This is a genomic window from Mucilaginibacter sp. NFR10, from assembly GCF_900100445.1.
Taxonomy (GTDB): domain Bacteria; phylum Bacteroidota; class Bacteroidia; order Sphingobacteriales; family Sphingobacteriaceae; genus Mucilaginibacter; species Mucilaginibacter rubeus.
This window is the reverse complement of record NZ_FMTV01000001.1, coordinates 337,774-363,092: the sequence shown is the minus strand read 5'-3', so window position 1 is coordinate 363,092 and position 25,319 is coordinate 337,774. Positions and strand designations below refer to the sequence as shown.

The 25,319-nt window shown below is 45.4% G+C and carries 22 protein-coding genes; 6 read left to right on the top strand and 16 right to left on the bottom strand.

The features are described 5' to 3' along the window. Window positions 1–2: 2 nt before the first annotated feature. The 11 genes from BLP33_RS01615 to BLP33_RS01565 are packed head-to-tail and all read right to left on the bottom strand — an operon-like array spanning window position 3 to window position 9,554. Window positions 3–425: a GPW/gp25 family protein gene (locus tag BLP33_RS01615; protein WP_090524180.1), complete on the bottom strand. Its 423-nt coding sequence runs from the start codon at window positions 423–425 to the stop codon at window positions 3–5. Between the two features lie 3 nt (window positions 426–428). Then, window positions 429–719, bottom strand: coding sequence for a PAAR domain-containing protein (locus BLP33_RS01610; protein WP_090524177.1), 291 nt, complete (start codon window positions 717–719; stop codon window positions 429–431). 9 nt (window positions 720–728) lie between these two features. Next, complete coding sequence (gene vgrG, locus BLP33_RS01605) at window positions 729–2,480, bottom strand: type VI secretion system tip protein VgrG (protein ID WP_090524175.1); 1,752 nt, start codon at window positions 2,478–2,480, stop codon at window positions 729–731. Between the two features lie 6 nt (window positions 2,481–2,486). Beyond that, a complete protein-coding gene (locus BLP33_RS01600; RefSeq protein ID WP_090524172.1) occupies window positions 2,487–3,158 on the bottom strand; it encodes a CIS tube protein in 672 nt (223 codons plus the stop codon). Then, entirely contained in the window at window positions 3,158–3,340 is a 183-nt protein-coding gene (locus BLP33_RS01595; RefSeq protein ID WP_090524169.1) for a DUF5908 family protein, read from the bottom strand. Before BLP33_RS01595 ends, BLP33_RS01600 begins: the two co-directional genes overlap by 1 nt. Before the next feature lie 4 nt (window positions 3,341–3,344). Next, window positions 3,345–3,803, bottom strand: coding sequence for a phage tail protein (locus tag BLP33_RS01590; RefSeq protein ID WP_090524166.1), 459 nt, complete (start codon window positions 3,801–3,803; stop codon window positions 3,345–3,347). Window positions 3,804–3,805: 2 nt separating this feature from the next. Then, the gene (locus BLP33_RS01585; protein WP_090524162.1) at window positions 3,806–4,237 is read right to left on the bottom strand and encodes a phage tail protein; all 432 of its coding nucleotides are present in this window, start codon (window positions 4,235–4,237) and stop codon (window positions 3,806–3,808) included. A 33-nt stretch (window positions 4,238–4,270) separates the two neighbouring features. Next, a complete protein-coding gene (locus tag BLP33_RS01580; protein ID WP_090524160.1) occupies window positions 4,271–6,262 on the bottom strand; it encodes a phage tail sheath C-terminal domain-containing protein in 1,992 nt (663 codons plus the stop codon). 11 nt (window positions 6,263–6,273) lie between these two features. Continuing rightward, the gene (locus tag BLP33_RS01575; protein WP_090524157.1) at window positions 6,274–7,728 is read right to left on the bottom strand and encodes a phage tail sheath family protein; all 1,455 of its coding nucleotides are present in this window, start codon (window positions 7,726–7,728) and stop codon (window positions 6,274–6,276) included. An 18-nt stretch (window positions 7,729–7,746) separates the two neighbouring features. Beyond that, window positions 7,747–8,931: a hypothetical protein gene (locus BLP33_RS01570; protein WP_090524155.1), complete on the bottom strand. Its 1,185-nt coding sequence runs from the start codon at window positions 8,929–8,931 to the stop codon at window positions 7,747–7,749. Between the two features lie 38 nt (window positions 8,932–8,969). Further along, complete coding sequence (locus tag BLP33_RS01565) at window positions 8,970–9,554, bottom strand: Pvc16 family protein (RefSeq protein ID WP_090524152.1); 585 nt, start codon at window positions 9,552–9,554, stop codon at window positions 8,970–8,972. Window positions 9,555–9,960: 406 nt separating this feature from the next. Between BLP33_RS01565 and BLP33_RS01560 the strand changes: the two genes are divergently transcribed. Then, a complete protein-coding gene (locus BLP33_RS01560; RefSeq protein ID WP_090524150.1) occupies window positions 9,961–10,557 on the top strand; it encodes an FMN-dependent NADH-azoreductase in 597 nt (198 codons plus the stop codon). A 199-nt stretch (window positions 10,558–10,756) separates the two neighbouring features. Here the strand turns inward: BLP33_RS01560 and BLP33_RS01555 are convergent, their stop codons facing one another. Continuing rightward, window positions 10,757–11,899 (bottom strand): metallophosphoesterase family protein, encoded by a 1,143-nt coding sequence (locus BLP33_RS01555; protein WP_254780042.1) that lies wholly within the window; start codon window positions 11,897–11,899, stop codon window positions 10,757–10,759. Window positions 11,900–12,013: 114 nt separating this feature from the next. Between BLP33_RS01555 and BLP33_RS01550 the strand changes: the two genes are divergently transcribed. Continuing rightward, window positions 12,014–12,535, top strand: coding sequence for a protease (locus BLP33_RS01550; protein ID WP_090524148.1), 522 nt, complete (start codon window positions 12,014–12,016; stop codon window positions 12,533–12,535). A gap of 197 nt (window positions 12,536–12,732) precedes the next feature. Here the strand turns inward: BLP33_RS01550 and BLP33_RS01545 are convergent, their stop codons facing one another. From BLP33_RS01545 to BLP33_RS01530, 4 genes are all read right to left on the bottom strand, one after another. Continuing rightward, complete coding sequence (locus BLP33_RS01545; RefSeq protein ID WP_090524145.1) at window positions 12,733–13,668, bottom strand: sugar phosphate isomerase/epimerase family protein; 936 nt, start codon at window positions 13,666–13,668, stop codon at window positions 12,733–12,735. 3 nt (window positions 13,669–13,671) lie between these two features. Continuing rightward, the gene (locus BLP33_RS01540; RefSeq protein WP_090524143.1) at window positions 13,672–14,529 is read right to left on the bottom strand and encodes a sugar phosphate isomerase/epimerase family protein; all 858 of its coding nucleotides are present in this window, start codon (window positions 14,527–14,529) and stop codon (window positions 13,672–13,674) included. 117 nt (window positions 14,530–14,646) lie between these two features. Continuing rightward, on the bottom strand, window positions 14,647–18,087 hold the full coding sequence (locus tag BLP33_RS01535) for a ThuA domain-containing protein (protein WP_217633093.1): 3,441 nt from the start codon (window positions 18,085–18,087) through the stop codon (window positions 14,647–14,649). A 378-nt stretch (window positions 18,088–18,465) separates the two neighbouring features. Then, window positions 18,466–19,341 carry an AraC family transcriptional regulator gene (locus BLP33_RS01530; protein WP_090524138.1) on the bottom strand — a complete coding sequence of 292 codons (876 nt, stop codon included), beginning with the start codon at window positions 19,339–19,341 and terminating at the stop codon, window positions 18,466–18,468. Window positions 19,342–19,560: 219 nt separating this feature from the next. Here BLP33_RS01530 and BLP33_RS01525 point away from each other — a divergent pair, with 219 nt between their 5' ends. The 4 genes from BLP33_RS01525 (at window position 19,561) to BLP33_RS01510 (ending at window position 25,218) form a co-directional block, all read left to right on the top strand. After that, window positions 19,561–20,790, top strand: coding sequence for an enolase C-terminal domain-like protein (locus BLP33_RS01525; RefSeq protein ID WP_090524134.1), 1,230 nt, complete (start codon window positions 19,561–19,563; stop codon window positions 20,788–20,790). A 9-nt stretch (window positions 20,791–20,799) separates the two neighbouring features. Next, a complete protein-coding gene (locus BLP33_RS01520) occupies window positions 20,800–21,564 on the top strand; it encodes an SDR family NAD(P)-dependent oxidoreductase (protein ID WP_090524131.1) in 765 nt (254 codons plus the stop codon). Between the two features lie 15 nt (window positions 21,565–21,579). Then, window positions 21,580–22,878 carry an L-fucose:H+ symporter permease gene (fucP, locus tag BLP33_RS01515; RefSeq protein ID WP_090524129.1) on the top strand — a complete coding sequence of 433 codons (1,299 nt, stop codon included), beginning with the start codon at window positions 21,580–21,582 and terminating at the stop codon, window positions 22,876–22,878. Window positions 22,879–23,229: 351 nt separating this feature from the next. Beyond that, window positions 23,230–25,218 carry an SGNH/GDSL hydrolase family protein gene (locus BLP33_RS01510; protein WP_090524126.1) on the top strand — a complete coding sequence of 663 codons (1,989 nt, stop codon included), beginning with the start codon at window positions 23,230–23,232 and terminating at the stop codon, window positions 25,216–25,218. The last annotated feature ends 101 nt before the right edge of the window (window positions 25,219–25,319 follow it).

Genomic DNA, 25,319 nt, shown 5'->3' with positions numbered 1-25,319 from the left:
TCTTATTGGTTGGTAGTTATGCTGGTAATGTCATTTTTATAATAAGGGAACACGTAGTTGTACCTTGAATTGGTGGTACGTACCGTGTAATTGAGCTTAATAAGCAAAATCCCTTCGTTATCCATACTGGTGTCAACCTCGGTGCTATTTAGCGTTATCCTGGGTTCAAAATACAGTATGGCGGTTTCAATCAAATCTTTAATATAGGTTTTGAGGGTAAGGTTCACAGCCTCAAAAACTATCTTTTGTAAATCGCACCCGAAAGTTGGCTGCATAATGCGCTCGCCCAGCCGGGTGCTGAACAGTATGCCCAAACTGCTTTCAATATCGGCCTCGTCGGTAAGCATTTCGACTTTACCGGCAGCCTTGTCAAAGCTTGGCGGGAAGCTCCATCCCCTGCCTATAAAAGGTATTTTTGGTTCCATTGATCAGCCTCCGATTATTACTGTTGGGCAGCCTAACACTATTGATCCGCCGTGGGTTGTGCTATCGCCCATGCGGGCGGCGGGTTTCCCTCCTATCAGCACCGTTGCCGAACCCATGATTATCGAATCGGGCGGACCGGCGCAGGTACACATATCGCCCAGGCATACGGCCGGCATACCACCAATGAGTACCGTTGGTACCCCTGGCCCTATTACAGGTCCGCCTACATGAGGTGAAGGCCCGTTGAACATAGGGCATACGTGCATATCGCCTATCCTTGCTGCTGCTGCCATTTTTTGCTATTAGTTTATTTGTACAATTGAGCCTTTGAGTGCCGCCGTACCGCTTGATTTTACTTCTACACTGGCCGATCCTTCGGCCGAAAGGGCGGTATTGGCTTTCAGGCCCAGGTTCATCCCTTCGGCGTTAAAATCCTGCTGAGCCTTGAGCACCAGTTTGCCCTGGGTTTCGATGGTGATGCCATCGCTGTTCATTTTTATCGAGTTGTTGTTCTCATCCTTTAACTCAATCGCCCCGGCGTCTTCATCCATAGTTATCTTTTTCCCGGCCGGCGTTTCGATGGTTACTGATTTTTTATCGTCATCAAAAATGAGTTTCATTTTGCTGCGGGTTACAAAGCCCTTTTGGTTATTGGCATCGGCCGCGGTTAAAGGAGCGGTTTTATTGCTGCTGTTAAGCATGCCCAGTACCACAGGCTTGCGCGGATCGCTGTTTAAAAAACCTACTACCACTTCGTCGCCAACTTCGGGCAAAAAGAAACTTCCGCGTTCTTTACCGGCATCTAAAGTTGCCACGCGTGCCCAAATCCCCTGATCATCAGCACTAATCACCGGCATACGTACCAGGATGCGGCATTCGCCATCAGGATCGCTTTCCAATTGTGTTACAACCCCAATCTGCAAACCCGGAACCGCCTGGATCAAGGCCGAAGCAGGCTTTATACTGGTTTCAAACTTTTCGGTAAACCATTGCGGATCTAAACCAAACTGTACTTCCAATTGCCAGTCGCCGGCCGAGATATGATGCTGAATGTGGCTTACAAACGTGTTGCCGTTAAACCGGTCGCTCAGATTGCTGAGCTTAATGATCATGCCCGGTTTCACCGTATGAATGCCTTTAAACTTTACCCTGCCCCGCACTTTTGAAAGCACCTGCTTTTGCTTAAGCGATGTTGCCCAGGCCTGCAATTCGGGCTGCGAAAGCTTGCCGCCATGGTTAAGCTGATATTTACTTTCATTAAATACACCAGCCAGATCATCACTTGTCAGATTGCCGTTCAGTTCGCCCGATGGCGGGTTGGCATCAACCTTTTCAATTTCCTGTGATGCCGGGTTCCAGGTGCGGCCTGTTATGGAGGGAAACTGGATCCGCGAATCAATCTCGGCATCCAACTCCAGCATGGTAGCGCCAAATGATAATTCCACAACCGCGGCGCCGCTTATTTCCGGCTTTTTGATGGAGAGGGTATTATCATCGGTATAAACCAACATCCCGTTCAGCTCGGCTCGACCGGTTATAAAATCCCAGTCGGTGGCTTCGTATTGCACCAGGTCGCTGGTGGTGATGTTCATATCGGCAACATCGGTGCTTAAACCGCTGTAAGTGCCAGCTATAGTAGTTATAGCATCGCTGTCCTTCACGTTTTCGCCAAAATACTTGCTATGGCGGGCAAGTGTCATGGCAATGGCCTTATCGCGGCATTCGATAACCAGTTGCGAGCCGCTGTTACGCAGCTTGATACTATGCTTGATAACCACACCTTTAAACAGTGTGTAGTTATCTGATTCATAACCGCACAGGATCTCGATGTTTTTACCCGGCACAAACAAGTCACCGTTGCTGGCATCAAACTTTTGGGCCGAGGTATCACCATCAATAATCACCAGTTTGGCGGCTGCTATCCGGTTTACGCCTTTATCAATTACCATAGCCTCCACCTGCATGGTACGGGGTATCTCGGTGCCCTCAATTTTTACAATCGGGGTAACAACGGTACTTGGCCGGGTGGTTTCTATGGTGCGGCTATCTGCCATGATTTGTTATTGATTTAATGGTGGAAATTTGAGCTTTGTGCCTGTTTTAAGGTACCTGAAATCGTTAAGACTGTTTGCCCGGGCTACTTCTATGTAATACTTTGAATCGCCGTATATCTGGTAGCAGAGCAGCGGCAATGTGTCCCCTTCGTTAATCACCCTCACTTTTGTTAAATCGGGCGACTGGGCATTTTCTTTAGCTACCCGCTTTTTATCCTCAACCGAACCAATGAACGAAGCTTTTACAATGGCCCTGAGCGGGCGGCCCTGGCTATCAAACAGTTTATAGCTGATATCCATTGTTTCCAGGGCACCGTCAAACTGAAGCGTTCCCCAATAGATACTTACAAACCTTGGCCGGTGCTTATCGCCCTGGTATTCGATGATGAGCTTTTGCAGGTTATCGATATCCTCGTCAACCCCTAACTCACCGGCGGTAGCACCATTGATTACCCCGGTACGATCAAACATCAGCTCGAAATCCATCTTCTGGGGCTCAATTTTGGAAAACTTGGGCAACTTGCCCGAGGTTCCCTGCGCCTGTTTATCAGAATACTTGATCTCGATCTTCTGGCTGTAGCTTTCGGGGTTAACCTGTACCGTCATAGAGCCTTCTTCATTTTTGCTCTTCGGATCGGACCAGGCCACGATCTTCATTTTGGTTACGTTATCGGCCATCAGCGTTCGTTTTTATTTTTCAAAATCTCCAGTATCTGCTCCACGCATTCGGCAATGATCTCATCTTTATCACCGCCGCCACCGCCACTACCGCCACCGACACCCGAGGGCTTTGAATCCTGTTCGGCAGGGCTTTGATTTACGCTCACGCGGATGTTCAGTTCTCTGATCTCAATTGGCATAACATCAGGTTTGAAGGGTGTAATACTGGTATTGCAGCTCAAAGCTTTCAATTGCGATGCTGTTTTGCTCGGCATTCAAATCGCTCAGGCTCCATTTTTTTGGCCAGGCCTGCACTACATTCCAGGTTAAAAGCGGGTCATGTTCTTCATTAAGCAGGCTTACGGTCAGGTCTTTGGGTTCGATAATAAAATTATTGAACACGTTATTACACCAGTCCATCAGCAGTTTTGATTCGGTAATGAGCCCCCGTTTCAGCACCAGTGCCGGAAACTTGGCCCTTACCGGCAGCGCGTGTTCAAAACGGTTTTCGCCGCCCTCCTTTTTGGATTCTGTTTCCATCTCCATGGATAGGCCGGATACATTCTGGAACCTGCTGTCGATATTTTCATCGCCGATGCCCGTAAACACCACCTTAAAGTGAAAGCCTAAAGGCGGATAACCCGATTTAGCGTCGAAGGCCATGATTAGCCGTTTTTAATGGTTAAACCTTCGTGTGCAACCTCAAGCGTTTCAATTGCAGCCTCGTTGGCATCTGCCTTTAAATCGGCCGACTGGATCTTAACCGGGAAGGCATTTTTAACCGACCAGGTAACCACCGGCTGATGCTCTTCATTAAGCAGGTTAATGGTAAGGTCGCGCCGATCTATCTGGTTTAGTTTTACGGTGTTCATCCAATCATAAAACTCGTTATCATTAGCAAATGTGCCGCGTTTTAGGGTGATGTTACCGTACTTGCGCATGCCGGGCATTTTTACCTTATTGTATTCCTTGCTGCTGCCTTCGCGGTATTCAACCACTTCGGTTTCAATTTGTAAGCCGGTTACTTCGGTAAAACCGATGCGTGTGCCACCCCAGTCAACCTGGAAATGGAATTTGGGTAGAGGATAATTTGCCATTTTATTTGTTTTAAATGAAATTCATTGATATAATTAACTCTCCTGCATTTTGTGTGAGAAGCGGAGGATGATGAACTCGGCAGGCCTTACTACAGCCATACCAATTTCAACGATCATCCGGCCCTCCAAAATGTCAAGTGCGGTCATGGTTTCGTTAAGGCCAACGTGTACAAAAAATGCGTCTTCGGGTTTAGCGCCCTGTAAGGCACCGGCACGCCATTGCAGCGTTAAAAAGTTCTGGATCATCACCCTGACTTTTGTCCAGGTATTGGCATCATTGTTCTCGAATACAAAAGGATAAGTAGCCTTTTTAACTGATTCTTCAACCATGATAAAGAAACGCCTGACAGGGATATAGCGCCATTCATTATCATTACCTGCTAAGGTACGCGCGCCCCAAACCAAAGTGCCCCGGCCCGCAAAAGCCCTGATAGCATTGATTGATTTACCGGTGGCAGTAACATTCATATCATCCTGGTCGCTGTTGTCAATTTTCACAGCGGGACCTATGACATTGTTAAGGCTTACGTTGGCAGGTGCTTTCCAAACACCCCGGGTACCGTCAACATTGGCATACACCCCTGCTATTGCCCCAGACGGCGGTATAGTGCTCATTTTAAGCGTTATAGCCGAGTTGGCGGCACTGAAAAATACATTGCCCGAGAATAAAGCCTGCTCGGCAAGGTTTTCATAAAACAGGGCACCGTTTATTAATGCGCCAAAACCAGTTAAAATGGTGGCAACGGTATCCTGCAGTGCCTGTACGATGGAAAGCGCACCGGCCGCATCCTTGGTAAAGTTGTCTGCATTGGCAGCTACAGCCGCATAGTTTGAGTTGGCTAACCAGGGTGTATTATCCAATACCGAATAAACAGGCGTGGGGTTACGGCCGGCGGTTGTATTAGCAGCAACCTTGGCATTTTTTTCGTAGGCAATGAGATTGGTGATGGCAGCGGCAAGTTTTGCATCTTTACTCAATGCGTCAATGTCTTTGCCATACAACGCACCAACAGCGGGTGCATCTTTAGCCTTTTTACCCGCGGTAACAATGGCGGCCAACAAATCGAGGTAACTGGTTAGCTGTACATCGGGAGTTATGTTTTTGGCAATATTATTTGCCAGTGCGGTTAACTTTGCTTTAACGGCATCAATGCCACCAACCCTCAACGCAGTTGCGTCAGCAGCGTTGCTAAATACAGATCCGATTACTTTATCAGTGTCCTTGATAGCATTTTGCAGATTGGTTACCAGCGCCTTTTCATCAGTGCTTTTTGAAAAGCCGTCATAATTGGTGATCTTGGCCGGTACCCCTGCATTATTCCAAAATTCCATCTGCCTGAAATCAACATTGACATCATAAGTGGTTATGATCCAGGGATAATAAGCCGCGCCGTAGTTAAGGTTGTTGATCCCTATCGAGCTTCGGAAATTATCAATAGGCTTATTACTAACATCCTGGCGTTTATCGCCCTGCAGCACATCAAGTATCGAGAACCTGTCTTGCATAGAAGCGCACAGGCCCAACGCTTTGGTTTGCAAACCGCTAAAAGCAACAAGGTCGGGGTTACCACCGCTTACCAGCTCAACCGCATCGGGAAACAAGATCAGTGTAGGCTCATCCTCGGCCGATAGGGTATCGATACCTCCTGATAAAGGCGGCGCCGTTACGGCAGATGAAAAATCTCCCACCGAAACGATATAACATGGCCCGCCGCCATTGTCAAAATACTGCCTGAGTGATACATACAAATGAAACCGTTTATCGGGTACCACGTTCAGGATCTGGTTTGTAGCCGGGTTAACAGTAACCTTAATGGTTGCCGGTACATAGCCGCCGCCAAATAAGCTTTCAAACTCCAGCAACGATTTTATACGGGTTGGTACATTTACCAATGATTTGCCTTCAGGAGTTAATGCAAAAGCTGTAAAACCTATAAAGGCGGGTATAGCAGTTTCAACCTGGGCAACTGATGGCGGAAACAGTGCAATTTCCTGCACATAAACTCCGGGTGTTTTATAAGCCATGACTAATTGATTTAAGATTGAACCATTTTATGACTGAAACGAAGAATGATAAACTCGGCCGGACGGACCACAGCCATGCCTACTTCAACAATGAGCCTGCCTTCCAGGATATCCAACGAGGTCATGGTTTCGCCAAGGCCAACGTGTACAAAGAAGGCATCCTCAGGCTTGGCGCCCTGTAAAGCACCTGCACGCCATTGCAGTATTAAAAAGTTGGCTATCATGCCGCGTACCTTTGCCCAGGTATTACCATCGTTAGGCTCAAATACAAAGGGTTGGGTTGAGTTTTTAACCGATTCTTCGACCATGTTAAAGAAACGCCTTACGGATATGTAACGCCATTCGTTGTCATTACCTGCCAGCGTACGTGCTCCCCAAACCAATACACCCTTGCCCGAAAATGCCCTGATGGCATTTACTGATTTACCGGTGCTGGTGACGTTCATATCTTCCTGGTCGGCATCATCAATTTTTACCATTGGGGCCACAACCATGTTAAGGCTCACATTTGCCGGCGCTTTCCAAACACCCCGAGTATTATCAACGGATGCGTATACACCTGCTATTGCAGCTGCGGGAGGTAAAATAACCGAGAACAGGCTGGTTTGCTGTTTGATATAGTTATACAGGTCACTGTTTAAGTGATAGATAGAATTGGCTGTATTGGCATCGTCGCGCAGAACGGCAGTGGCCGGAAAATCCGTTGGTGTAACGCCTGTTCCGGAAACAATCAGCTGTTTGCTTTCATTGCTGAAATAGTTGATGCTGGTTTGCAGCCATGGATAATAGGCAGCACCATAACTAAGGTTATTAACCCCAATAGCTGTGCGGAAAGCAGTTGCGATATCGCCAAACGCTTTTTTCCCTTTATCCGCTACTGCCACATATGGGTCAATAAGTACTACCCTATCCTGCAGAAATGCGGCCTGGGCCAATGCTGCGGTAAACAAGCCATAATAGTCTGCAGGTGCGGTAAGGGTTACGGCATCGGTAAACAGCAAAATTGTGGGCTCGTCTTCCTTTTGAACCGCGGCAAGCGCGTTACCAAGCAAAGCTTTGTCAACATTAACAGCTGCACCAGTTTGGCCTGCCGAAACAATGTAACAAGGGCCGCCGCCATTGGCAAAGTAAAGCTGCAGGCAATAGTACATCCTGAATTTCAGGGTTGCGTAAGGATCGTCAACCGCGGCATCAAATGAAAACACACCTGCTGCTTTTTTGATCTTGATACCGGTTGCTGTTCCGGTTGTAGTAAACAGGGTATTCTCGGCAAAACCAAAAATCTGCTCATACTCTTTAAGCGATTTGATCCTGACAGGGTTGTACTGCAGCGATGCCCCGTTATAGCTAATATTTTGTGTGTAGCCTATAAAGGCCGGGATAGCCGTTTCAACCTCGGCTACCGATGGAGGTAGGAGCGGAATTTCTTCCACGTAAACACCCGGAGTTTTGTATGTTGTTGCCATATTACTGTTTTTTACTTCCTAAAAAAATATGTCTGAAAAAATCTGGTTGGTTTCTGGTTTAATAAGTGATGCCGTTGCATTGGGCAGGTCGATAGTGGTGGGATGATTATTTTTATCCTTCACTTTTACAGTAATAAACCCCTGCCGGGTAAGGGGCAGCGCATTATCAGTCACCGAAGCCGCCCCAAAAGCTTTACCTATATAGCGCCAGTAGGTTGCCCGGTTTTTAAACCGTAAGCTAAACACCGGCGATTTAAGCGTAGTATCCGCCTGTAACAGGTTATAAGTCGCACCGCTTGTTTTAACACAGATATCAATAAAAGCCCAGGCCGACGCATCCATACTATAGTAAAAAGGAAAATCGTCAGTATAACCTGCAGTTGCCAGGTGGGCGGTATATAAGCCTTCGGGTAAACCGCCCATATCAGCTTTGATGATATTCAAAGGCCCGGTTTCGACACTGCCGGGCACGTTTACAACATTGCCAAAGCGATCTTTTATAGTGAGTACCGGGGTTTTATTTGCCACCGTTACCTGATAGGTAAATATGCGCCCAAACTGGCGGATCAAATCATTGTTACTTGCGTAGGCCAGCGGTTTTCCGCCTACCAGCGGATCAGTTATCCAGTTACCCGCCGGGGTACCGCCCGCTGCCGGGTCAAGGTTATTCTTTTTCTGGGCGATGAACAATTTAGTTGGCGCAGCCTGGTTGTCAACCAGCATGTCACCGGGGTAATAATCGGTAGCAGCTTTGTACACATTTGGTGTCGCTGTTAAAAACGGCGCCACACGCGGCGAATACGAAGGATCGTTGGTAAAAAAGTATACCATACCATCCGGCGCCTTTAAAGGCAGTGAGCTGTAGTTGGCAAAAAGCCCGTCGTTAATGGTCAAACTAAAGCTAAAAACGGTATTATCTGCCGGTACTATCTGCGGTTGTTCCTTGGTGCCGTTTAAAGTATACGGAATGCCGGTAATAATGCCGGTTTCGGTTTGCTTATAAACCATGTGCAAGCCTGCAAACTTTGCCCTTGTAGCTTTAGTAGGCGTTACACTCATAAAGCTGCCGATATCGTAACGTTCCAGCATGGCCAGACGCGCGTCGGCACTCAGCGTGTCAAAGAGTGTGATACCGTCATCCAGGTGATAATGATGACGGATGTCAACCTCAAAAAGCGTTTCGTAGTTCAGGTCCAGTACCATCGGGTTATAATTTACAGGTTAATCGCCGGCACTAATCGTTAGCTCAGTTTATCGCTCAGTTCTATCTTTTTAATGATGCCACGTGTTTCGGTCACATTATCGCGCAGTATTTCAATCAGCCTGACGCGGTACAATACATATGGAAATTGTTTGCCGCCCAGCGTGCTCCACAGGTAATTGGCCTGCTCAAATGTGGGCGAGTAGATATCAAGGATAAGGCGAAAATCGCCGAGGCCGACTTTCGTGGTCGGGCTGTTTTGTTTGGTAAAAGTGCTCTTACCCTGAAAAAATTCGACGATATGCGACAGGAAGATCAGTGATTTTTCATAAGAAGAATGCAAACAGGCCGAAAATAAAACATACAGGTTAAGGTACATCGGCGCGTTGCGATAGTTAATATCATCGCCGTTGCGTACATAATTCGGTATGTTTTTCATGGTAAACTCTTCGGAGATATTTACCAGCGTTACCAGGATATTTTCAAGCCCTTTGATCTCATCGTCGCTCAGGTGGGCCACGTTTTTAAGCTGGGTGAAGCTTGAGCTGAGCCCGCTGTTCCCGTCGGTTGTTTTGAGATAGTTATTTAACTGCTCGGCTAAAAAACTTACGGTTTGGTAAATCATGATAATTAGATGTTTATAGGTGGTTGCAGTTTGGCTGCTGATGTTAATCCAAAGTTGGGCATCTGACTTTAGTAACGTGCAAGTGTATGCACGTTAATTACCACGTATTTATACGCGATTGAGACACGTATAAATACGTGGTAATGAATAGGTTAAAAGAACATAAAACCTTTAATCTATAGTTAAAACGGGCTTTTTTTGTTTAAGCATTTGCCGCCAAACAGGCGTAAGTTTAAAAACCATGAATTTTAGCGCAGCGCGGATCTGCACATTTCCGGTACTCCTGAACTTCAGATAATTCTCCGAAAGGCAAGTACTACTATCCTAAAGGATACCGGTATCCTTTAGGATAGTAGTATCTTTTTGATAGTTATTCAAGGTAATTTTGCTTTTAAAATAACGAGCAATGAAAATATTACATCTAATCAGCAGCCCCCAGGGCGAAGCATCATTCAGCGTAAAATTGGGCAATGCCATTGTTAACGAACTGCAATCGGCCCATCCGGATCATACTTTAATCACACACGATTTAACAGCTACTCCATTCCCGCACCTGGAAGAAGCACATCTCACCTCTTTCTACACTCCTGAAGAAAAAAGGACACCCGAGCTTGCTGAAGCAGCAAAAAATTCGGACGAAGCAATTGCCGAACTCATGAGCGCAGATGCTTTGGTTATTGATACACCGATGTACAACTTCGGTATTCCATCAACCTTAAAAACGTGGATTGACCACATTTGCCGCGCGGGCAAAACTTTCAGCTACGGCGAAAAAGGACCCGAGGGTTTGGTTAAAAATAAAAAGGTATACCTGGCCATCTCATCAGGCGGTGTATACTCCGAAGGCTTTATGAAACCATACGACTTTACCGAGCCTTATTTAAGAACAGTTTTAGGCTTTTTAGGAATGACAGATGTAAAAACCTTCAGGGTTGAAGGGGTAAAAGTGCCAGGTCTGCAGGAAACAGCTTTGGATAAAGCGATAGAAGCTATTGAGCTTTAATTTAAACAAAAACGGGAGGCTAAAGCCTCCCGTTTTTGTTTAAACTTATAAATGAAGCTATCATTGCCGTTGACTTTAGTGGCTGTTGCACAACATTAAAGTCGACGGCAATGAATAAAATTGATTTGGAGATGAACGACTCCATTGCTTTGCCAGATGCGAATTGGATATGACGAAAGAATGATCATTGTCTCAACAATCAAATCTTCACAGCAAAGCTATCCGTTAAAACAGCTGTATTTTCGTCCTCATCAGCTACGGTGTAATATTCACCGGTTAAGGTGAGCCCATTATTAATCTTTTCAACAGCGATCTTTAAAAAGCCATGCCTTGTATCACAACTATGTTCAAGGCTTACACCATCAAATCGCGAATCTTCGGCAGTAAAACCCTTATTGTCTGTCAAAGCAATTGAATGCAATTCGTCAAAACCACCGGTACCCGCTACAATAAAAGGCACTATAATTAAATCATCATATTGCTTACTGAAACGCTGATAGTTATGCACATGCCCGCTAAAAACTATATCGGGCCTGATACCGGTTTCTTCAAAAACACCTTCCAGGAAATCGATCATCGGCAAACTGGCTCCATGATTAATATCTGCCGAATAAGGAGCATGGTGCATACAAAGAACAATAGCCTTATCTGGCCGCTGCATCTCGGCAGATCGCAGTTCCTCCATAAACCATTCGCGCTGCTCGCGGGTAACAACGCCGTACTTTGGCACATTGGTATGCAAACCGATAATAGTTGCCAGCGGGGTGTCCATTGTCCAGTAAATATTGGGCTGCGGCATACTTTTGCGGTCTATCCTTCGGCTCAGCATTACAGGGCGCGAAACAGTATCACAAAACACAGTTGTAAAAGCATCAAGGCTTTGATACGGCATCGCAGCAGCAGGATTTACATCACTATCATGGTTACCGGCTATCGCGAATATCGGCCCCGGATAAAGACTATAGGGTTCAAAAAACTGCTCATAATAGTTTTGAGCTTCGCCGTAATTGTAAACAACATCGCCCAAATGGTACAAAAAGTTTGGTTTATCAGCTCCGGAAAGCGCTTTATACTGTGCGGCCATTAAAGCTGCTATACGCTTTTGCGAACCGGGGTTACGAATGCTCCCGGTATCCCCTACCATATGAAAAACCATTTTGTTATCAGCAATGCCGGGCACTACATCATGTATGGATAGGTGATATGGATAACTGCCGGAAGGTTCGGGCAGGGGCTGAAATTTATAGCTGTCATCCGGCTGATCTTTTTTGATGATCGGGCCGGTGTGTTTTAATGAAGAAATTAACGCCATCTGCTCCATAATGTCAACAAAATTACGCAACCTAATATTAAGGCAGGATTAAATTGGGGGTTTAAGGTTTAACAGGGCCAGCCTGAAATCACGGGTTCAAAATTCTATCAGGCCAATGGCAATTGAAGTGTTTACATTTGCCGTATGAAAAACTACAAAATAATCTTATCTGCAACCCTGCTGGCCTTATCGGCATGCAGTGTTAATCATGTTAAAAACACATCTGCCGGTTCTGATTCTGCTAAAAATCAAAGTAACGCCGCTGCCGCGAGTGCCGACCTATTTGCCAAAATGCAAATAAAACCCACTATTAAGATTGGCGACGCTGTTGAACTAAAATTTACAGTTTATAATGATGCCGATACAGCTCGTCAATTCTGCAAATGGCACACCCCCTTTGAGCCGCTTATGAGCAAATACCTCGACGTTAAAGATGCAAGCGGCCAGGAAATGCTGTACAAAGGTGCTATGGCCAAAAGAATGATGCCACCACCTGCCAGCAGCTATATTAAGGTTAACGCTAAAGATAGCTTATCAACCACTGTGGACCTGCTGAAGGCTTATGATATCAGTAAGCCATCAAAATACACCATCATTTACGTAGGGCAAAATATGAGCGGCCTTACCGTCAAAGATAGTGTAGCGTTTGTTTATGAAGGGAAGTAAAAAAAGGAAAGATTTAATATTTGGTGCTTACTGATGCTCATCGATGGTGAGCTTTTAAATTCCCCTCTTGAGAGGGGGCACGGGGGAATGAGCGGTAGCAGGGGTGTGTTTCTGCGGTAGACTTATCAAAGCAGAAACACATCCCTCCGCCCCTCTCAAGAGGGGAATCGCACAATCCCACCTCTTTTATATGTTCTTCAAGAGGCTACCCCCTTCATTTTCTTCAACGCGGTTTTGGCCACCGTTAAAGCATCCTGCGCATAATAACTTTTATTAAAAACTTCGAACGAGATCACCAGCGGCCGTTCGGGGTTTTTAACTATTTGCAGGATCTGTTTAAGCGGGGCAATACCGTCTCCGCAATAGATCCTGTCGGGTTCGGAGATCTGCTCAGGACTGATACCTGCCGGATAATCATTTACGTGAAAAATATCCAAGGCATGATTGCCTACATAATTGAGGCTTTCCACTGCCGACTGGCCTTTAAAAAGGTGGAACACATCGAGCAAAATGCGGGCATTCGCATTACCACACTGTGTAGCTACATAAAGTACCTGGCTTATATGTTTCAGATTTTGCGATCCGCCCCACATTTCCAGTTGGGGTAAAACGCCCGTTTGCTCGCCCATTTTCAGGATGGTGAGGTATCGTTCAGTAACCACATCCAGATCAAGCACCGGGCCTTTGGTCACGGCCGCCGGAGGGGCTGCAATGCGATGACAGCCTATCTGTGCCAGCATGTCCATTTCCCGTTGAAGCTGCTCCAGCGCTTTTTTACGGGCTGCTTCATCATCAGCCAGCCATGGGGCAAAACCTATGGCATCTTCAATTTTAAGGCCTAAGCCCGCGATGATCTTTTTGGCTTCAGTCAATGACCCGCCGTTTTGCAGATAAGTTTGCAGTGTATCTATCCAGATCTCTACTGATGTAAAACCGGCTTTGGCAGCTACTTCAAGTTCTTTAACAAAGCCAAGGTTATGCCCGCGTATGGTACTCATGTTTAGCGAGTAAACAAAGCCGCCGCCAGCTTTTGGAGCTATGGGCGCTGCTACCGCCCCTGCTTCACCCAATACGGCAGCCCCCGCTGTTAAACCTATAGCCTTTAACACTTGTCGGCGGTTTAAATTACTCATATATTAATCCTTTAAACCTTTCAGATAGGCAATGGTAACAGGCAATTGCTGGCTGTACGACGGACTTTCATCCTCAATAAAATAATGTTTAATTCCGGCCTTTCTTGCAGCTTTCAACACCCCAGGGATATCAATTTGCCCGGTACCTAAGGCAACATCATTTTTGGTATCGGTACCGCCGGTAAGGTCGTTAGCTACGCCTTTGCGGATATCTTTCAGGTGCATCAGTTTCATCCTCGACGGATATTTATTGATCAATGCAGCCGGATCCTGCCCGCCATGGAACGACCACAGGATATCTATCTCGAACGAAACATATTTCGGATCGGTATTTTGGGCGATATAATCAAACAGCGTACCATCGTTATAAGTTCCAAACTCGTAACCGTGGTTATGGTAACAGAAGGTTAAACCCGCTTCGCTCAGGATCTTACCCACCCGGTTAAAATCGGCAGCGGCTTTCTTGGCATCATCCAAAGTGAACTCTTTACCATGTGGGATCCAGGCAACCATCACATACTTTGCGCCCAATATTTTAGCGAGTTTGATCGCGCTACCCGGATCATTAACAATTGCTTCATACCCCGCCCCTGTTGATGGAATGCTGATACCGCGGTCATCGCACATTTTCCTGAATTCTTCGGGCGGCATCCCTTTCGGCCCTTCGCCTTCAATTTCGGTTATGCCTAATGATTTTATGGTATCCAGCACAGCGGCGGTAGCTTTTGGCATACTGCTCCGAAATGTATAAGCCTGCACACCTATAGCACCGGTAAATAACGGTTTAGTTTGTGCCGATACTTTGTTTTGCCCCCAAGCCATAACGGCTGCAAGGGCTATAAAAATGGTTGATTTTTTCATGGTTCCTGAAGATAAAAATGCGTCATTGCGAGGTACGAAGCAATCCCCGATTAGCAGATCCGATCTGTAAAGTTCGCGATTGCTTCGTGCCTCCGATGACGGCATTATAATTAAAAACTATTCAACAAACTGAATATCCTTCAAATTTAAAATACCGTCACTCGGCTTAGAATGTTTTATGGCGAAGAAATATACATCATGCTTTCCTCTTACAGGTTTACTCAACACACCGGTTACTTCGCCGGTTTTATCCCATGACCCGGTGGTTTGGTAAGCTACGGAACTGATCACCGGCCCGGCCTGCGAATCGAGCCTCACCTCTATCTCCCCATCATAATCCTTTGAGGCATATTTATAAGCAAACTTGCTGATATTGGTCAGGTCGATATTCCTGAACAGCACATATGATTTATGGCTCCCTGCCGACAGGTCATCTTTAAACCTGTTAAAGCCTTTCAACTCATCGGCATAAACCGCCTTAACAGCCGAGTTGCGTAAAACTACCATATCCGTAGCCTTAAGCGGACCAACAACTTTGCCACCTTTATCGGTATAAGAGGCCAGCAGCGTGTATTCTCCGCGCGGTTCAGCGTCATTAAATTTCAGATTGAGTGTGCCGGTTAAAGGCAAAGGCAATACCGGGCTCTTTTTATCCGTAAGCGAAAAAATGTATTTCACTATTTCCCGCGTATCGGCATTTGATAGTTGCGGATGCGCACTCATTACATGCTCAGTACCCCAGCTGCCCGCGCCGCCCGCAATTACCTTTTTGGAGAGCTGATCAATAGCTCCCTTTTGGGTTTTGTACCGTTTTGCAATAGCTAAAAAGCTTGGCCCAACGGCAGTTTTGTTAATAGTATGGCACGATTTGCAATCACTATTAGCCATCAGCCCCTTACCCGGATAGCTTACCTCGGTAGTTGACAAAGCTGTTAAATTTTGTGTGGTGCTATTGGCAGAGGGCTGCGGGTTGTAGATATAAAATAGTTTCACCTTTTTGGGATCTATCTTACCGTCTTCCTTATCGCTAACTACCACGTGATAATGAAATGGTTTGCCTTTCCAGATGAATGATTTATTATCAGCACTGGCGATGGTGACCTCCGGTTTGGTATTGCCAACCCTTACAATTACCGTATCGCGACCGGACAAGCCGCCCTTGTCAGTTACCTTCAGTATAGTTTTATAAACGCCCGGTTTAGTAAAAGTATAACTGGCCGAAGGTGTAGATGCCCCAACCGCTTTACCATCGAACAACCATTGGTAAGTGATCTTATCGTCGTCATCTAAATCTTTACTGTTCTGGCTGCTAAAGCTTACCTTAAGCGGGGCCTGCCCTGCTATTTCCTTTTTTGCCGGAAACTCTTTTAACTCCGCAGTTAAAAACCTGGTTTTGGCGAATTTATTAAATGCAGCTGTGTCCGAAATACTGGCTTTGGCAATCGGCGCACGGTTACCGGTATTGTATTCAATCTTAACTAACCGGGCGTCTTCATTTTGGGCGCCATAAACCGAGCCATACTCCAGCATATACAAAGCACCATCCGGCCCAAATTCCATATCAATAGGCCGGCGAAAATCGCCGTTGGCAGGCATAAAGGCTTCGTTGCGTAAATAGTTCTCATCCTTATCAAACCTCAGGTCTATTACCCAGTTGCGCATCCAGTCGGCCACAAACAAGGCGCCGTCATAATATTCAGGGAATTTGTTCGGATTTTTGATATGCTTATCAAACTCATAAAAATCGCCGCCAATGGCGCAGCGCCCCCCCATACCCAACTCGGGAAACTCGTCGGAAGCAGCGTAAGGATACCAGATCATGGCCGGCGTAGCCGGAGGCAACACATTTAGCCCGGTATTATTAGGCGAATTGTTCACCGGTGCTTTGGGATCAAAATTTGGCCCTGGTTTGGCATTCACAAAATCCCAGTGCGAGTAGGCAAAGTTGTTCCCCACAAAATATGGCCAGCCAAAGTTGCCTGCTTTGCGCGCCTGGTTAAACTCATCGTACCCCCGCGGCCCCCGCGGCGAATCTTTACCCGCATCAGGCCCAATTTCGCCCCAGTATAAAACTGATGTTTTAGGATTTACCGCAATCCGGTATGGGTTACGGCAGCCCATCACATAAATTTCGGGCTTGGTTTTAGCCGTACCTTTCGGGAAAAGATTTCCCTCGGGGATGGTGTAAGTTCCGTCGGCCTCGGGGTGGATACGTAAGATCTTGCCTTTAAAATCATTGGTATTGCCGGCGCTCCGCTGCGCATCAAGGCTGTAATGCTCTGTTCCGGGGCGCTCATCCAGCGGTGCATAACCATCAGAAGGAAAAGGGCTTGAGCTATCACCTGTGGACAGGTACAGGTTTTTATCCTTATCCCAGGCCAGCGAGCCACCGTGGTGAGCGCCGCTCACCTTTTGTACAGGTACTTTAAGCAGGATTTTTTCTGATTTAAGGTCGAGCACATCCGTTGGACTTAACTTGAAGCGCGAAAGCTGGAAATTAAGAGGTTCGATCGTTTGCCCGGCGGGCATATAGTAGATATAAACAAATTGGTTCCTGTCAAAATCAGGGTCGAGCGTGAGACCGATGACACCCGTACCGCCTTCATAGGTGATCGGGAATTTATGGATTAATTTAAACTTATTGGTTTTGGTATTATAAACGGAAAAATTGCCCAATAACTGGGTGAAAAACACACGGCCATCCTTTGCCGCCGCCAGTTCCATAGGCGAGGCAATGTTACTCACCAGCACAGTTTTGATAAAACGACTTTGATCGGGCGCTACTTTAGAATATGATTTACTGTAGTCTAACGGTTTGCCATTACCCATGGCATATTTGATACCACCGAGCAATTGCCCCAAAAACAGGGGATCACTGTAGCTTTCGTCGGTATGGCCGCAGCCTGTATAAAATGCCCGGCCGCCGTCAAATTCATGATACCAGGTTATGGGATGATTGGCGCCGTTGGTACCCCCATCGTAAGTATTTTCATCGAGGCTTGCCAGCACATGGATACCGCTGTAAATAGATTTGTAATTGTACCATTCGTCGGTACGCTCCCATCTTGCGGGCAGGTTGGCAGTGGCCGGCTGGCTTTTATCCGTTACATCTATTGTTGCCTTGCGAATGTTGGAATTATTGGGATGGCTTGAAAAATAAGCCCCAACCAGTTTGCCGTACCACGGCCAGTCGTACTCGGTATCAGCCGCAGAGTGTACCCCCATAAAACCACCGCCTGCCTGGATATAACGTTCAAAAGCTGCCTGCTCAACCGCATTAAGCACATTGCCGGTGGTACAGTTAAATACTACCGCCTGGTATTTCTTAAGATTGTCATCATTAAAATTAGCAGAATTGGTGGTGGTATCCACATCAAAGCCATTCTCGTTACCTAATTTTTGAATGGCCGCTATCCCAAACGGGATGCATGAGTGGTGCCAGCCTAAAGTTTTTGAAAACACCAGCACACGCGGTTTATCAGATGGTTTTTTAAAGGAATACAGCAGGAAAGTTAATCCTGTCAAAAAAACGAAGGTGAGTTTTGTTTTTAATGACATAGTTGAGGTTATTATTAGTTTACATTTAATGAACAGCCATAAAAGCAGCATTAATCCATCACCTTGCTAAAATGATTTATAAACGAGGCAAAAAAATATGAAATGCAGTATCGCTAAAAAGGGCTGTTCAACAATTGGCTACACAATATTACTATTTAAAAAACTCACTGTGTATTAATTACACTTTTATTTTGGGCAGGAATGGGTTTGTAATTGAATTGTTACTACCATCAATACAAGATGGGATCTGCCGGATGCGGAGGTGCATAACCGGGCCGCCGCCGGCTTCGTTCTGAAGATAAGGTGAGGGGCATTTTTAAGGAAATAAGTGTCACCTTACAGCGAAAGTTCACTTCGCCGGTAAGCAATCATCATGTACTAAGACAAAATCTGGTTCCTGTACTGGCGCGGACTTACTTTTTTAATCACTTTAAAAAAGCGGTTAAAGTTTGATACATTATTAAAACCGCACTCATAGGCTATATCTGTAATACTGTTATCTTTATTACTTAGCAGTTTGCAGGCATAGCCAATTCTTGTTTCATTTACAAACTGGGTAAATGACTTTTGGGTACGCGCCTTAAAAAACCGACAGAAGGCAAATGTGTTCATGTTAGCCACATCGGCAATAGTATTTAGTGAGATATCCTCCCTGAAATTGTCAAAAATATACTTAAACACCTGGTCCATACGCTTACTGTCATGATACTGATAGTAATTGATATAGTTGATACTGGCCAACAGGTTATGCTCCGGGTCTGCACTCATGATATTAAGGATCTCGAGCAGGGTGATGATCCTTTGCAACCCTTCCTGCTGTACTATCTGGTACATCAGTTTTATTACCATATCACGGCTTTTACCCTTTAGCTCCATCCCTCTTTGCGCCTTACTTAAAAACGACTCCACTTTGCGTATGTTACCAAATGCCGAAAGATTCATGAGCAATTTTGACGGATTGAAGTGAATAGATAATGAATGCGCATAATGTTCAGGGTCATCCTCGTTGGGTTGTTCCTGGGTATTATGCCAAACATGCGGAATATTTGAACCAAGAAAAATAAGCTCCCCGCTTTCAAAATAATCAACCAGATCGCCGATGATGCGCTTGCCTGAGCCTTTTACAATGTGTACCAACTGGCATTCTTCGTGAAAATGGAACTCACTTGAAAAAAAAGGAAGCTTTACTTCCCTGGCAACAAATAGGTCTTCTGACTGTACCCCGTCAGACAATACGGCTAAAATTGGTTTCATTTTAACAAAACATGAAGAGAAAAGCTAAATATAAGCAAAAATACTATCGAAAGTTGCCAATTAAAGTGAAAGTAAAAAATCAAACCGCGCTAATTTTACAGCATCATACCTTATCCGGAAAGGTATAATAAACCGATTTATAAACACAAGGAACAAGATTTCATTACGGCTTTTCGGCATAGAACGGCCTGAAACTATTTCCAAAATATATTTACCTACATGTACATCAATAAAATTGAAGTTACCGACAAGCGTTTTAATTTAGGCAATGGCGCCGGCTCCGATGCTGTAAACGATTCAACCCAGTATGCTTATGCCATTTGTGAGCTGCATACTGCCAGCGGCGTAACAGGCGTTGGCCTGGCCTTTACTCTGGGGGCCGGTAACGACCTGGTATGCAAAGCTATCCAATATCTTTCCGGAACACTTAAAGGACGTGAGATTGAAGAACTTATGGCCGATTTTGGTTCGGTTTACCGTTCGATACTGGATTCGCCCACCTACCGCTGGCTGGGTCCGCACAAAGGTGTAATGCAGCTGGCGCTGGCAGCCATAGTAAATGCTTGTTTCGATCTTTGGGCCAAAAGCCGGCAGGTACCGCTCTGGAAACTTTTGCTTGATTTAAGCCCGAAAGAACTGGTGGCAACGCTCGACCTCAACTACCTTGAAGATGTATTGACTGTTGAAGAAGCAGAAAACATTTTAAAGGGCAATTTTCCAGGCCGCACATTACGCAATGGTGTTTTACAAACAGGTTATAAGGCTTACGATACATCAGTAGGCTGGTTTAACTATTCTGACGAGAAGATCAAAGAGAACGTAGCCCGCGCCATTGACCGGGGATTTACCGCGATGAAGTTAAAAGTTGGCTCAGATGATCCGCAGCGCGATATCCGCAGGGCAAAACTGGTACGTACCCAAGCAGGTGACAAAACAACCATCATGCTTGATGCTAACCAGAAATGGAACCTGCCGCAGGCCATCTCCATATGTAAAGAATTAAGTTCAATCAATCCTTACTGGATAGAGGAACCCACTCACCCTGATGATGTCTTGGCGCATCAAACATTAGCTAAAGAAATTGCGCCCCTTAAAATCGCTGCGGGCGAGCATATCCCTAATAAAATCATATTTAAAAACTTTTTGCAGGCCGGCGCCATGGATTTTTGCCAGGTTGATTGCGTGCGGGTTGGCGGTGTATCCGAATTTTTGACGATAAGCCTGCTGGCAAAAAAATTCAATATTCCTGTGGTACCGCACGTGGGCGATATGGGGCAGATCCATCAGCATTTGGTATTGTTTAACCATGTGGCTATTGGACACGAAAACTTATTTTTGGAACATATACCGCATTTGGCCAAATACTTTAAAAATCCGGCCAATATTAGCGGGGGCTATTACGCCGTACCTGCCGAAGCAGGCAACAGCAGCGACCTTGTAACCAGCTAAAAACCAAAAATGAACCAATTATTAAACAAAGTAATATTTATTACCGGTGGGGCATCGGGCATTGGTTTGGCCTGCGCCGAAGCTTATATCCGCGAAGGGGCGACGGTTTTTATAATGGATGTAAATGAGCGTGCTCTGTATAAAACCCTCGACCGTTTTGGAGGTAATCATGAAGGTATTCCTGGCGATGTATCAAAGGCTGCCGACGTAAAAGCAGCTTTCGATGCAATAAAGAACCACTATGGCAGGCTTGATGCTATCCATAACAACGCAGCTATAGCCCATCCCTCAAAACCTGTTGACGAAACCGAAGAGGGTGAGTGGGATGCACTGATGAACATTAATTTGAAGAGCCTGCTCTGGACAACCAAATATGGTATCGACTTACTTAAAGCATCAAAAGGCTGCATTTTAAACACCAGCAGTATGGCCGGAGATATTGGTCAAAGCCTCCATGCTGCTTATACAGCAACAAAAGGCGGCATCAATGCCCTTACCAAATCCATGGCACTTGATTATGCACCATACGGTATCAGGGTAAATGCTGTTTCGCCGGCCGGTGTATGGACACCATTGCTTAAACAATGGGCCGCCGAACAGCCGGATCCCGGATCGATAGAAAAATACTTAAACGATATTCATGCCTTAGGCTACTGCCCTGAGGGCGATGTAGTAGCCGATGCAGCGGTTTTCCTGCTTTCGGACGCGGCGCGGTTTGTAACCGGCTGCATTATGCCTGTAAGCGGCGGCGCCGAACTTGGATACAGACGATAAAACAAGATCTTAACCATGAACAAAACCAACAGTAACGCATCAAAATACCTGGCTCCGCTGCTGATAGTAATGAGCCTGATGTTTTTCTGGAATTTGAGCCGCAATATTAATGATGTACTGATCCCGCACCTGAAAAGGGCATGCCAGCTGTCGGATCTGCAATCGTCGCTGATCCAGTCGGCATTTTTTGGGGCTTATTTTTTGATGGCCTTGCCTGCGGGGCGCTTCATTGAAAAAAAAGGTTACAGGGCAGGAATGCTTACCGGGCTTATATTAGCTGCTATTGGCGCCGCCATATTTTATCCGGCAGCAACCACCAGGTATTATCCTGTGTTCCTGCTGGCATTGTTTACCATGGCATCAGGCTTTGCCATACTGGAGGTTACGGCTACTCCCTATATTTCAAAACTTGGCGACCCAGATCATGCCTCAAGCCGGTTAAGCCTGGCTGCAGCCGTTGGTTCAATGGGCGCTACAATAGGGCCCTTCATCGGCTCTAAGTTTTTATTGCATGAAAAGGATATCCCGGCAAGTCTCATCCAGTCATTTACTTCAGAGCAACTTAAGTCGTTCTTAAACAGCGAGGCGCACCTTGTGATTCCTCCTTACCTAACACTGGCGGGGTTGTTTATAGCCTTATGTTTAGTACTTTACTTTTTAAAGTTGCCGGTAATTCATGAAGGCAACAGCAGGCAAAAACTCTCCGGAGTATTTAAATTCAGGCATACCATACTGGGTGTATTAGCAGTTTTTGCTTATTTGGGTGCCGAAGTTGGCGTGGTGAGTTTTATCATCCGCTATACAAAATCATTGAATATTACAGGTATTACCGAGCAAAAATCGGCCCTGTTTATTACGCTTTACATGGCACTGGTTTTAGCCGGGCGCTTGCTGGGGGCGTTTTTACTTAAGCAGGTTAAACCCAATAAAGTGCTTACCCTATGCAGCATAGGTGCGTTTACGCTGATATTGGTATCGGTACTTACGGGTGGTTATGTATCCATAATTTCCCTGTCGATAGTAGGGCTGTTTACCTCCGTGATGTATCCTATCATATTTACGCTCAGCATCAAAAATATAGGCGATTATACAAAGGTTGCTTCGTCATTACTTATTATGGGTGTTGTAGGCGGAGCCATTATTCCGCCAATAATGGGCTTGATATCAGACCATTCAGGCATTAAGATGGCATTCATTGCACCACTGGTTTGCTATGTGTACGTACTATATTACGGAGTTAAAGGCTATATGGTAAAAAACAAAACTTATTCGGATGAATCCGAAGAACCACAGTTCACAGTAATCGGACACTAACCTCATCGCACCTGATGTTGCCATGAACCATCATCAATGAACCATGAACTAAAAGTAACCAATACCATATTGCGCAACTTTTTACATTTCAATATTATTTTGTTGTGAAAACTACACTTAATACAACTAAATTGTTTCAGCAAGTCGTTTTTTACACAAAATCAAAAGATCGATGTCAAAATAGTATCGAAACAAATCAATTTTAGTGCAATTTATTATTAATACCCTCCATATTTTTACCCTGATTATAAACGCCAGCTACTAAAAGTTTACAAAACATTTTTTAATCAGAAACCACAATCCAAAAAAAGGACGAAGTTTTTGAAGTGGAATTTTTATATCCAAAATTGAATGATTAAAGCTTTACTAATTACGCTATTATTGGGGTTCACAGCTGGTACTGTCTTAGCTCAAAACCAACAAATTGACGACACAGGCAATGCCCCTGCCTTATATACTATTCAACATACAGCTAATGATAGCTGGAAAGGTTTTGAACGTGTCAATATTACCATAGGCGCTCACAAAGCCTACTATGTAAAACCTGAAAAGGCGCTCGAAGGTAATCCATGGGTTTGGCGGGCTTCATTTCCTGATTGGCATACCGATATCGACAGCATCCTGCTAACCAAAGGCTTTCATGTAGCTTTCGTGAATGTTGATGATCAATATGGCAGCCCTTATGCTTTGCAGGTTTGGGATGCTTTTTATCAGTATTTAACAACTAAACAAGCTTTCGCTGCCAAAGTTGCCCTTGAAGGCGTTAGTCGTGGCGGTTTATATGTATATGGCTGGGCCAAACGCAATCCTGATAAAATTAGTTGCATTTATAATGAAGCCCCTGTTTGCAATATTGAAAGCTGGCCGGGAGGTAAACTAAGTGCTCCGGGCGATGCCGCTCTGTGGAAACAGCTGCAACAGGTGTATCACTTTACCGAACAACAAGCGCTTGATTACAAAGACAATCCTATTGATAACCTTGACGGGCTCGCTGCTTTTAAGGTACCGGTTATGCATATCATAGGTATCAATGATAAACTGGTACCCAATGCCGAAAACACCAATATTCTTGCTCAACGTTATACCGCATTAGGCGGGCCGATGATGATATACCCGGTAACCGCCGGACCACAGGAGTTGAACGGGCACCACTTCCCTATCGAAAATCCCGGGCACTGGGCTGATATGATCATAAGCTACAGCTATCCTGTTAAAAAGATATTGCCATATACCGATTATTTTATTTGCCGGAACGGCCTTGTTAACAGCCTCAATATCTTTAGTGCGGGCAAGAAAGCTACAGTAGCTTTTTTAGGCGGATCAATTACCTATAACCCCGGTTGGCGCGAAAAGATAAGCCGCTACCTTACCGAACGCTTTCCTTTAACCAGTTTTCATTTTATACAGGCGGGGATCCCCTCATTAGGTAGTGTGCCGCATGCTTTCCGCTTGCAGCGGGATGTGCTTGATTCGGGCAAAGTTGATTTGATGTTTGTTGAAGCCGCGGTAAACGACAACGTAAACGGACTGGACAGCCTTACCGAGGTACGTGCACTGGAAGGCATCGTAAGGCATGCAAAAAAAGCAAATCCGCTGATGGACATCGTCATGATGTCATTTGTTGATCCGGATAAGATCAGGGATTACAACAATGGCAAAACCCCGCTGCAAATCAAAAATCATGAATTAATTGCAGAACATTACGGCTTGCCGTCCATTAACCTGGCCAAAGAAGTTACTGATAAACTTAATAACCAGGAATTTTCATGGCAATATGATTTTAAAGACCTCCACCCGGCCATTTACGGGCAGGAGCTTTATTTCGCAACCATAAAAAGCCTGCTTAATTCATGTTTTGACAAACAGCAGATTGCTGCTATTAAAGCCAATCCATTACCCAAACCGCTTAACGCGCTTAACCTCAACAATGGCCGCTATTACAGCATTCAAAATGCAAAAAATTTAAACGGCTGGGCCATCAATCCCGATTGGGCACCAAACAATAACCTGAGCACCCGCCCTGGCTTTGTACACAAACCGATGCTTATCGCTACCAAACCAGGCTCATCATTAACATTGCCCTTTACCGGCACGGCTATTGGGATGGCCATTGTATCCGGACCGGATGCAGGTATTATCAACTACAGCATTGACGGAAGCACCGAGAAAACGATGGACCTGTACACAGAGTTCAGTTCATGGATTTATCTGCCCTGGTATGTAACCTTTAGTACCGACCTCAAAAAAGGCCAGCACACGCTCAGCCTGAAAATTGACACCGATAAGAATAAAAACAGCAAGGGGAACACGTGCCAGGTACTCTATTTCTTAACCAATTAATTTTTTTAAAAAACAGCAATACGCTGTAAACGCAGCTCAAAACTTTTAATTGTCAACTTAACATATTTAAAAAATGATTAAACCTTTTACCACTGGAAAAA

What these genes read in the sequence shown, in the direction of transcription:
- BLP33_RS01615 (WP_090524180.1), bottom strand. Translation starts at nt 425, where the DNA reads ATGGAACCAAAAATACCTTTTATAGGCAGGGGATGGAGCTTCCCGCCA.
- BLP33_RS01585 (WP_090524162.1), bottom strand. Translation starts at nt 4,237, where the DNA reads ATGGCAAATTATCCTCTACCCAAATTCCATTTCCAGGTTGACTGGGGT.
- BLP33_RS01510 (WP_090524126.1), top strand. Translation starts at nt 23,230, where the DNA reads ATGATTAAAGCTTTACTAATTACGCTATTATTGGGGTTCACAGCTGGT.
- BLP33_RS01520 (WP_090524131.1), top strand. Translation starts at nt 20,800, where the DNA reads ATGAACCAATTATTAAACAAAGTAATATTTATTACCGGTGGGGCATCG.
- BLP33_RS01610 (WP_090524177.1), bottom strand. Translation starts at nt 719, where the DNA reads ATGGCAGCAGCAGCAAGGATAGGCGATATGCACGTATGCCCTATGTTC.
- vgrG (WP_090524175.1), bottom strand. Translation starts at nt 2,480, where the DNA reads ATGGCAGATAGCCGCACCATAGAAACCACCCGGCCAAGTACCGTTGTT.
- BLP33_RS01525 (WP_090524134.1), top strand. Translation starts at nt 19,561, where the DNA reads ATGTACATCAATAAAATTGAAGTTACCGACAAGCGTTTTAATTTAGGC.
- BLP33_RS01550 (WP_090524148.1), top strand. Translation starts at nt 12,014, where the DNA reads ATGAAAAACTACAAAATAATCTTATCTGCAACCCTGCTGGCCTTATCG.
- BLP33_RS01600 (WP_090524172.1), bottom strand. Translation starts at nt 3,158, where the DNA reads ATGGCCGATAACGTAACCAAAATGAAGATCGTGGCCTGGTCCGATCCG.
- BLP33_RS01560 (WP_090524150.1), top strand. Translation starts at nt 9,961, where the DNA reads ATGAAAATATTACATCTAATCAGCAGCCCCCAGGGCGAAGCATCATTC.
- BLP33_RS01580 (WP_090524160.1), bottom strand. Translation starts at nt 6,262, where the DNA reads ATGGCTTATAAAACACCCGGAGTTTATGTGCAGGAAATTGCACTGTTT.
- BLP33_RS01595 (WP_090524169.1), bottom strand. Translation starts at nt 3,340, where the DNA reads ATGCCAATTGAGATCAGAGAACTGAACATCCGCGTGAGCGTAAATCAA.
- BLP33_RS01575 (WP_090524157.1), bottom strand. Translation starts at nt 7,728, where the DNA reads ATGGCAACAACATACAAAACTCCGGGTGTTTACGTGGAAGAAATTCCG.
- BLP33_RS01570 (WP_090524155.1), bottom strand. Translation starts at nt 8,931, where the DNA reads ATGGTACTGGACCTGAACTACGAAACGCTTTTTGAGGTTGACATCCGT.
- BLP33_RS01590 (WP_090524166.1), bottom strand. Translation starts at nt 3,803, where the DNA reads ATGGCCTTCGACGCTAAATCGGGTTATCCGCCTTTAGGCTTTCACTTT.
- BLP33_RS01540 (WP_090524143.1), bottom strand. Translation starts at nt 14,529, where the DNA reads ATGAAAAAATCAACCATTTTTATAGCCCTTGCAGCCGTTATGGCTTGG.
- BLP33_RS01530 (WP_090524138.1), bottom strand. Translation starts at nt 19,341, where the DNA reads ATGAAACCAATTTTAGCCGTATTGTCTGACGGGGTACAGTCAGAAGAC.
- BLP33_RS01565 (WP_090524152.1), bottom strand. Translation starts at nt 9,554, where the DNA reads ATGATTTACCAAACCGTAAGTTTTTTAGCCGAGCAGTTAAATAACTAT.
- fucP (WP_090524129.1), top strand. Translation starts at nt 21,580, where the DNA reads ATGAACAAAACCAACAGTAACGCATCAAAATACCTGGCTCCGCTGCTG.
- BLP33_RS01545 (WP_090524145.1), bottom strand. Translation starts at nt 13,668, where the DNA reads ATGAGTAATTTAAACCGCCGACAAGTGTTAAAGGCTATAGGTTTAACA.
- BLP33_RS01535 (WP_217633093.1), bottom strand. Translation starts at nt 18,087, where the DNA reads ATGTCATTAAAAACAAAACTCACCTTCGTTTTTTTGACAGGATTAACT.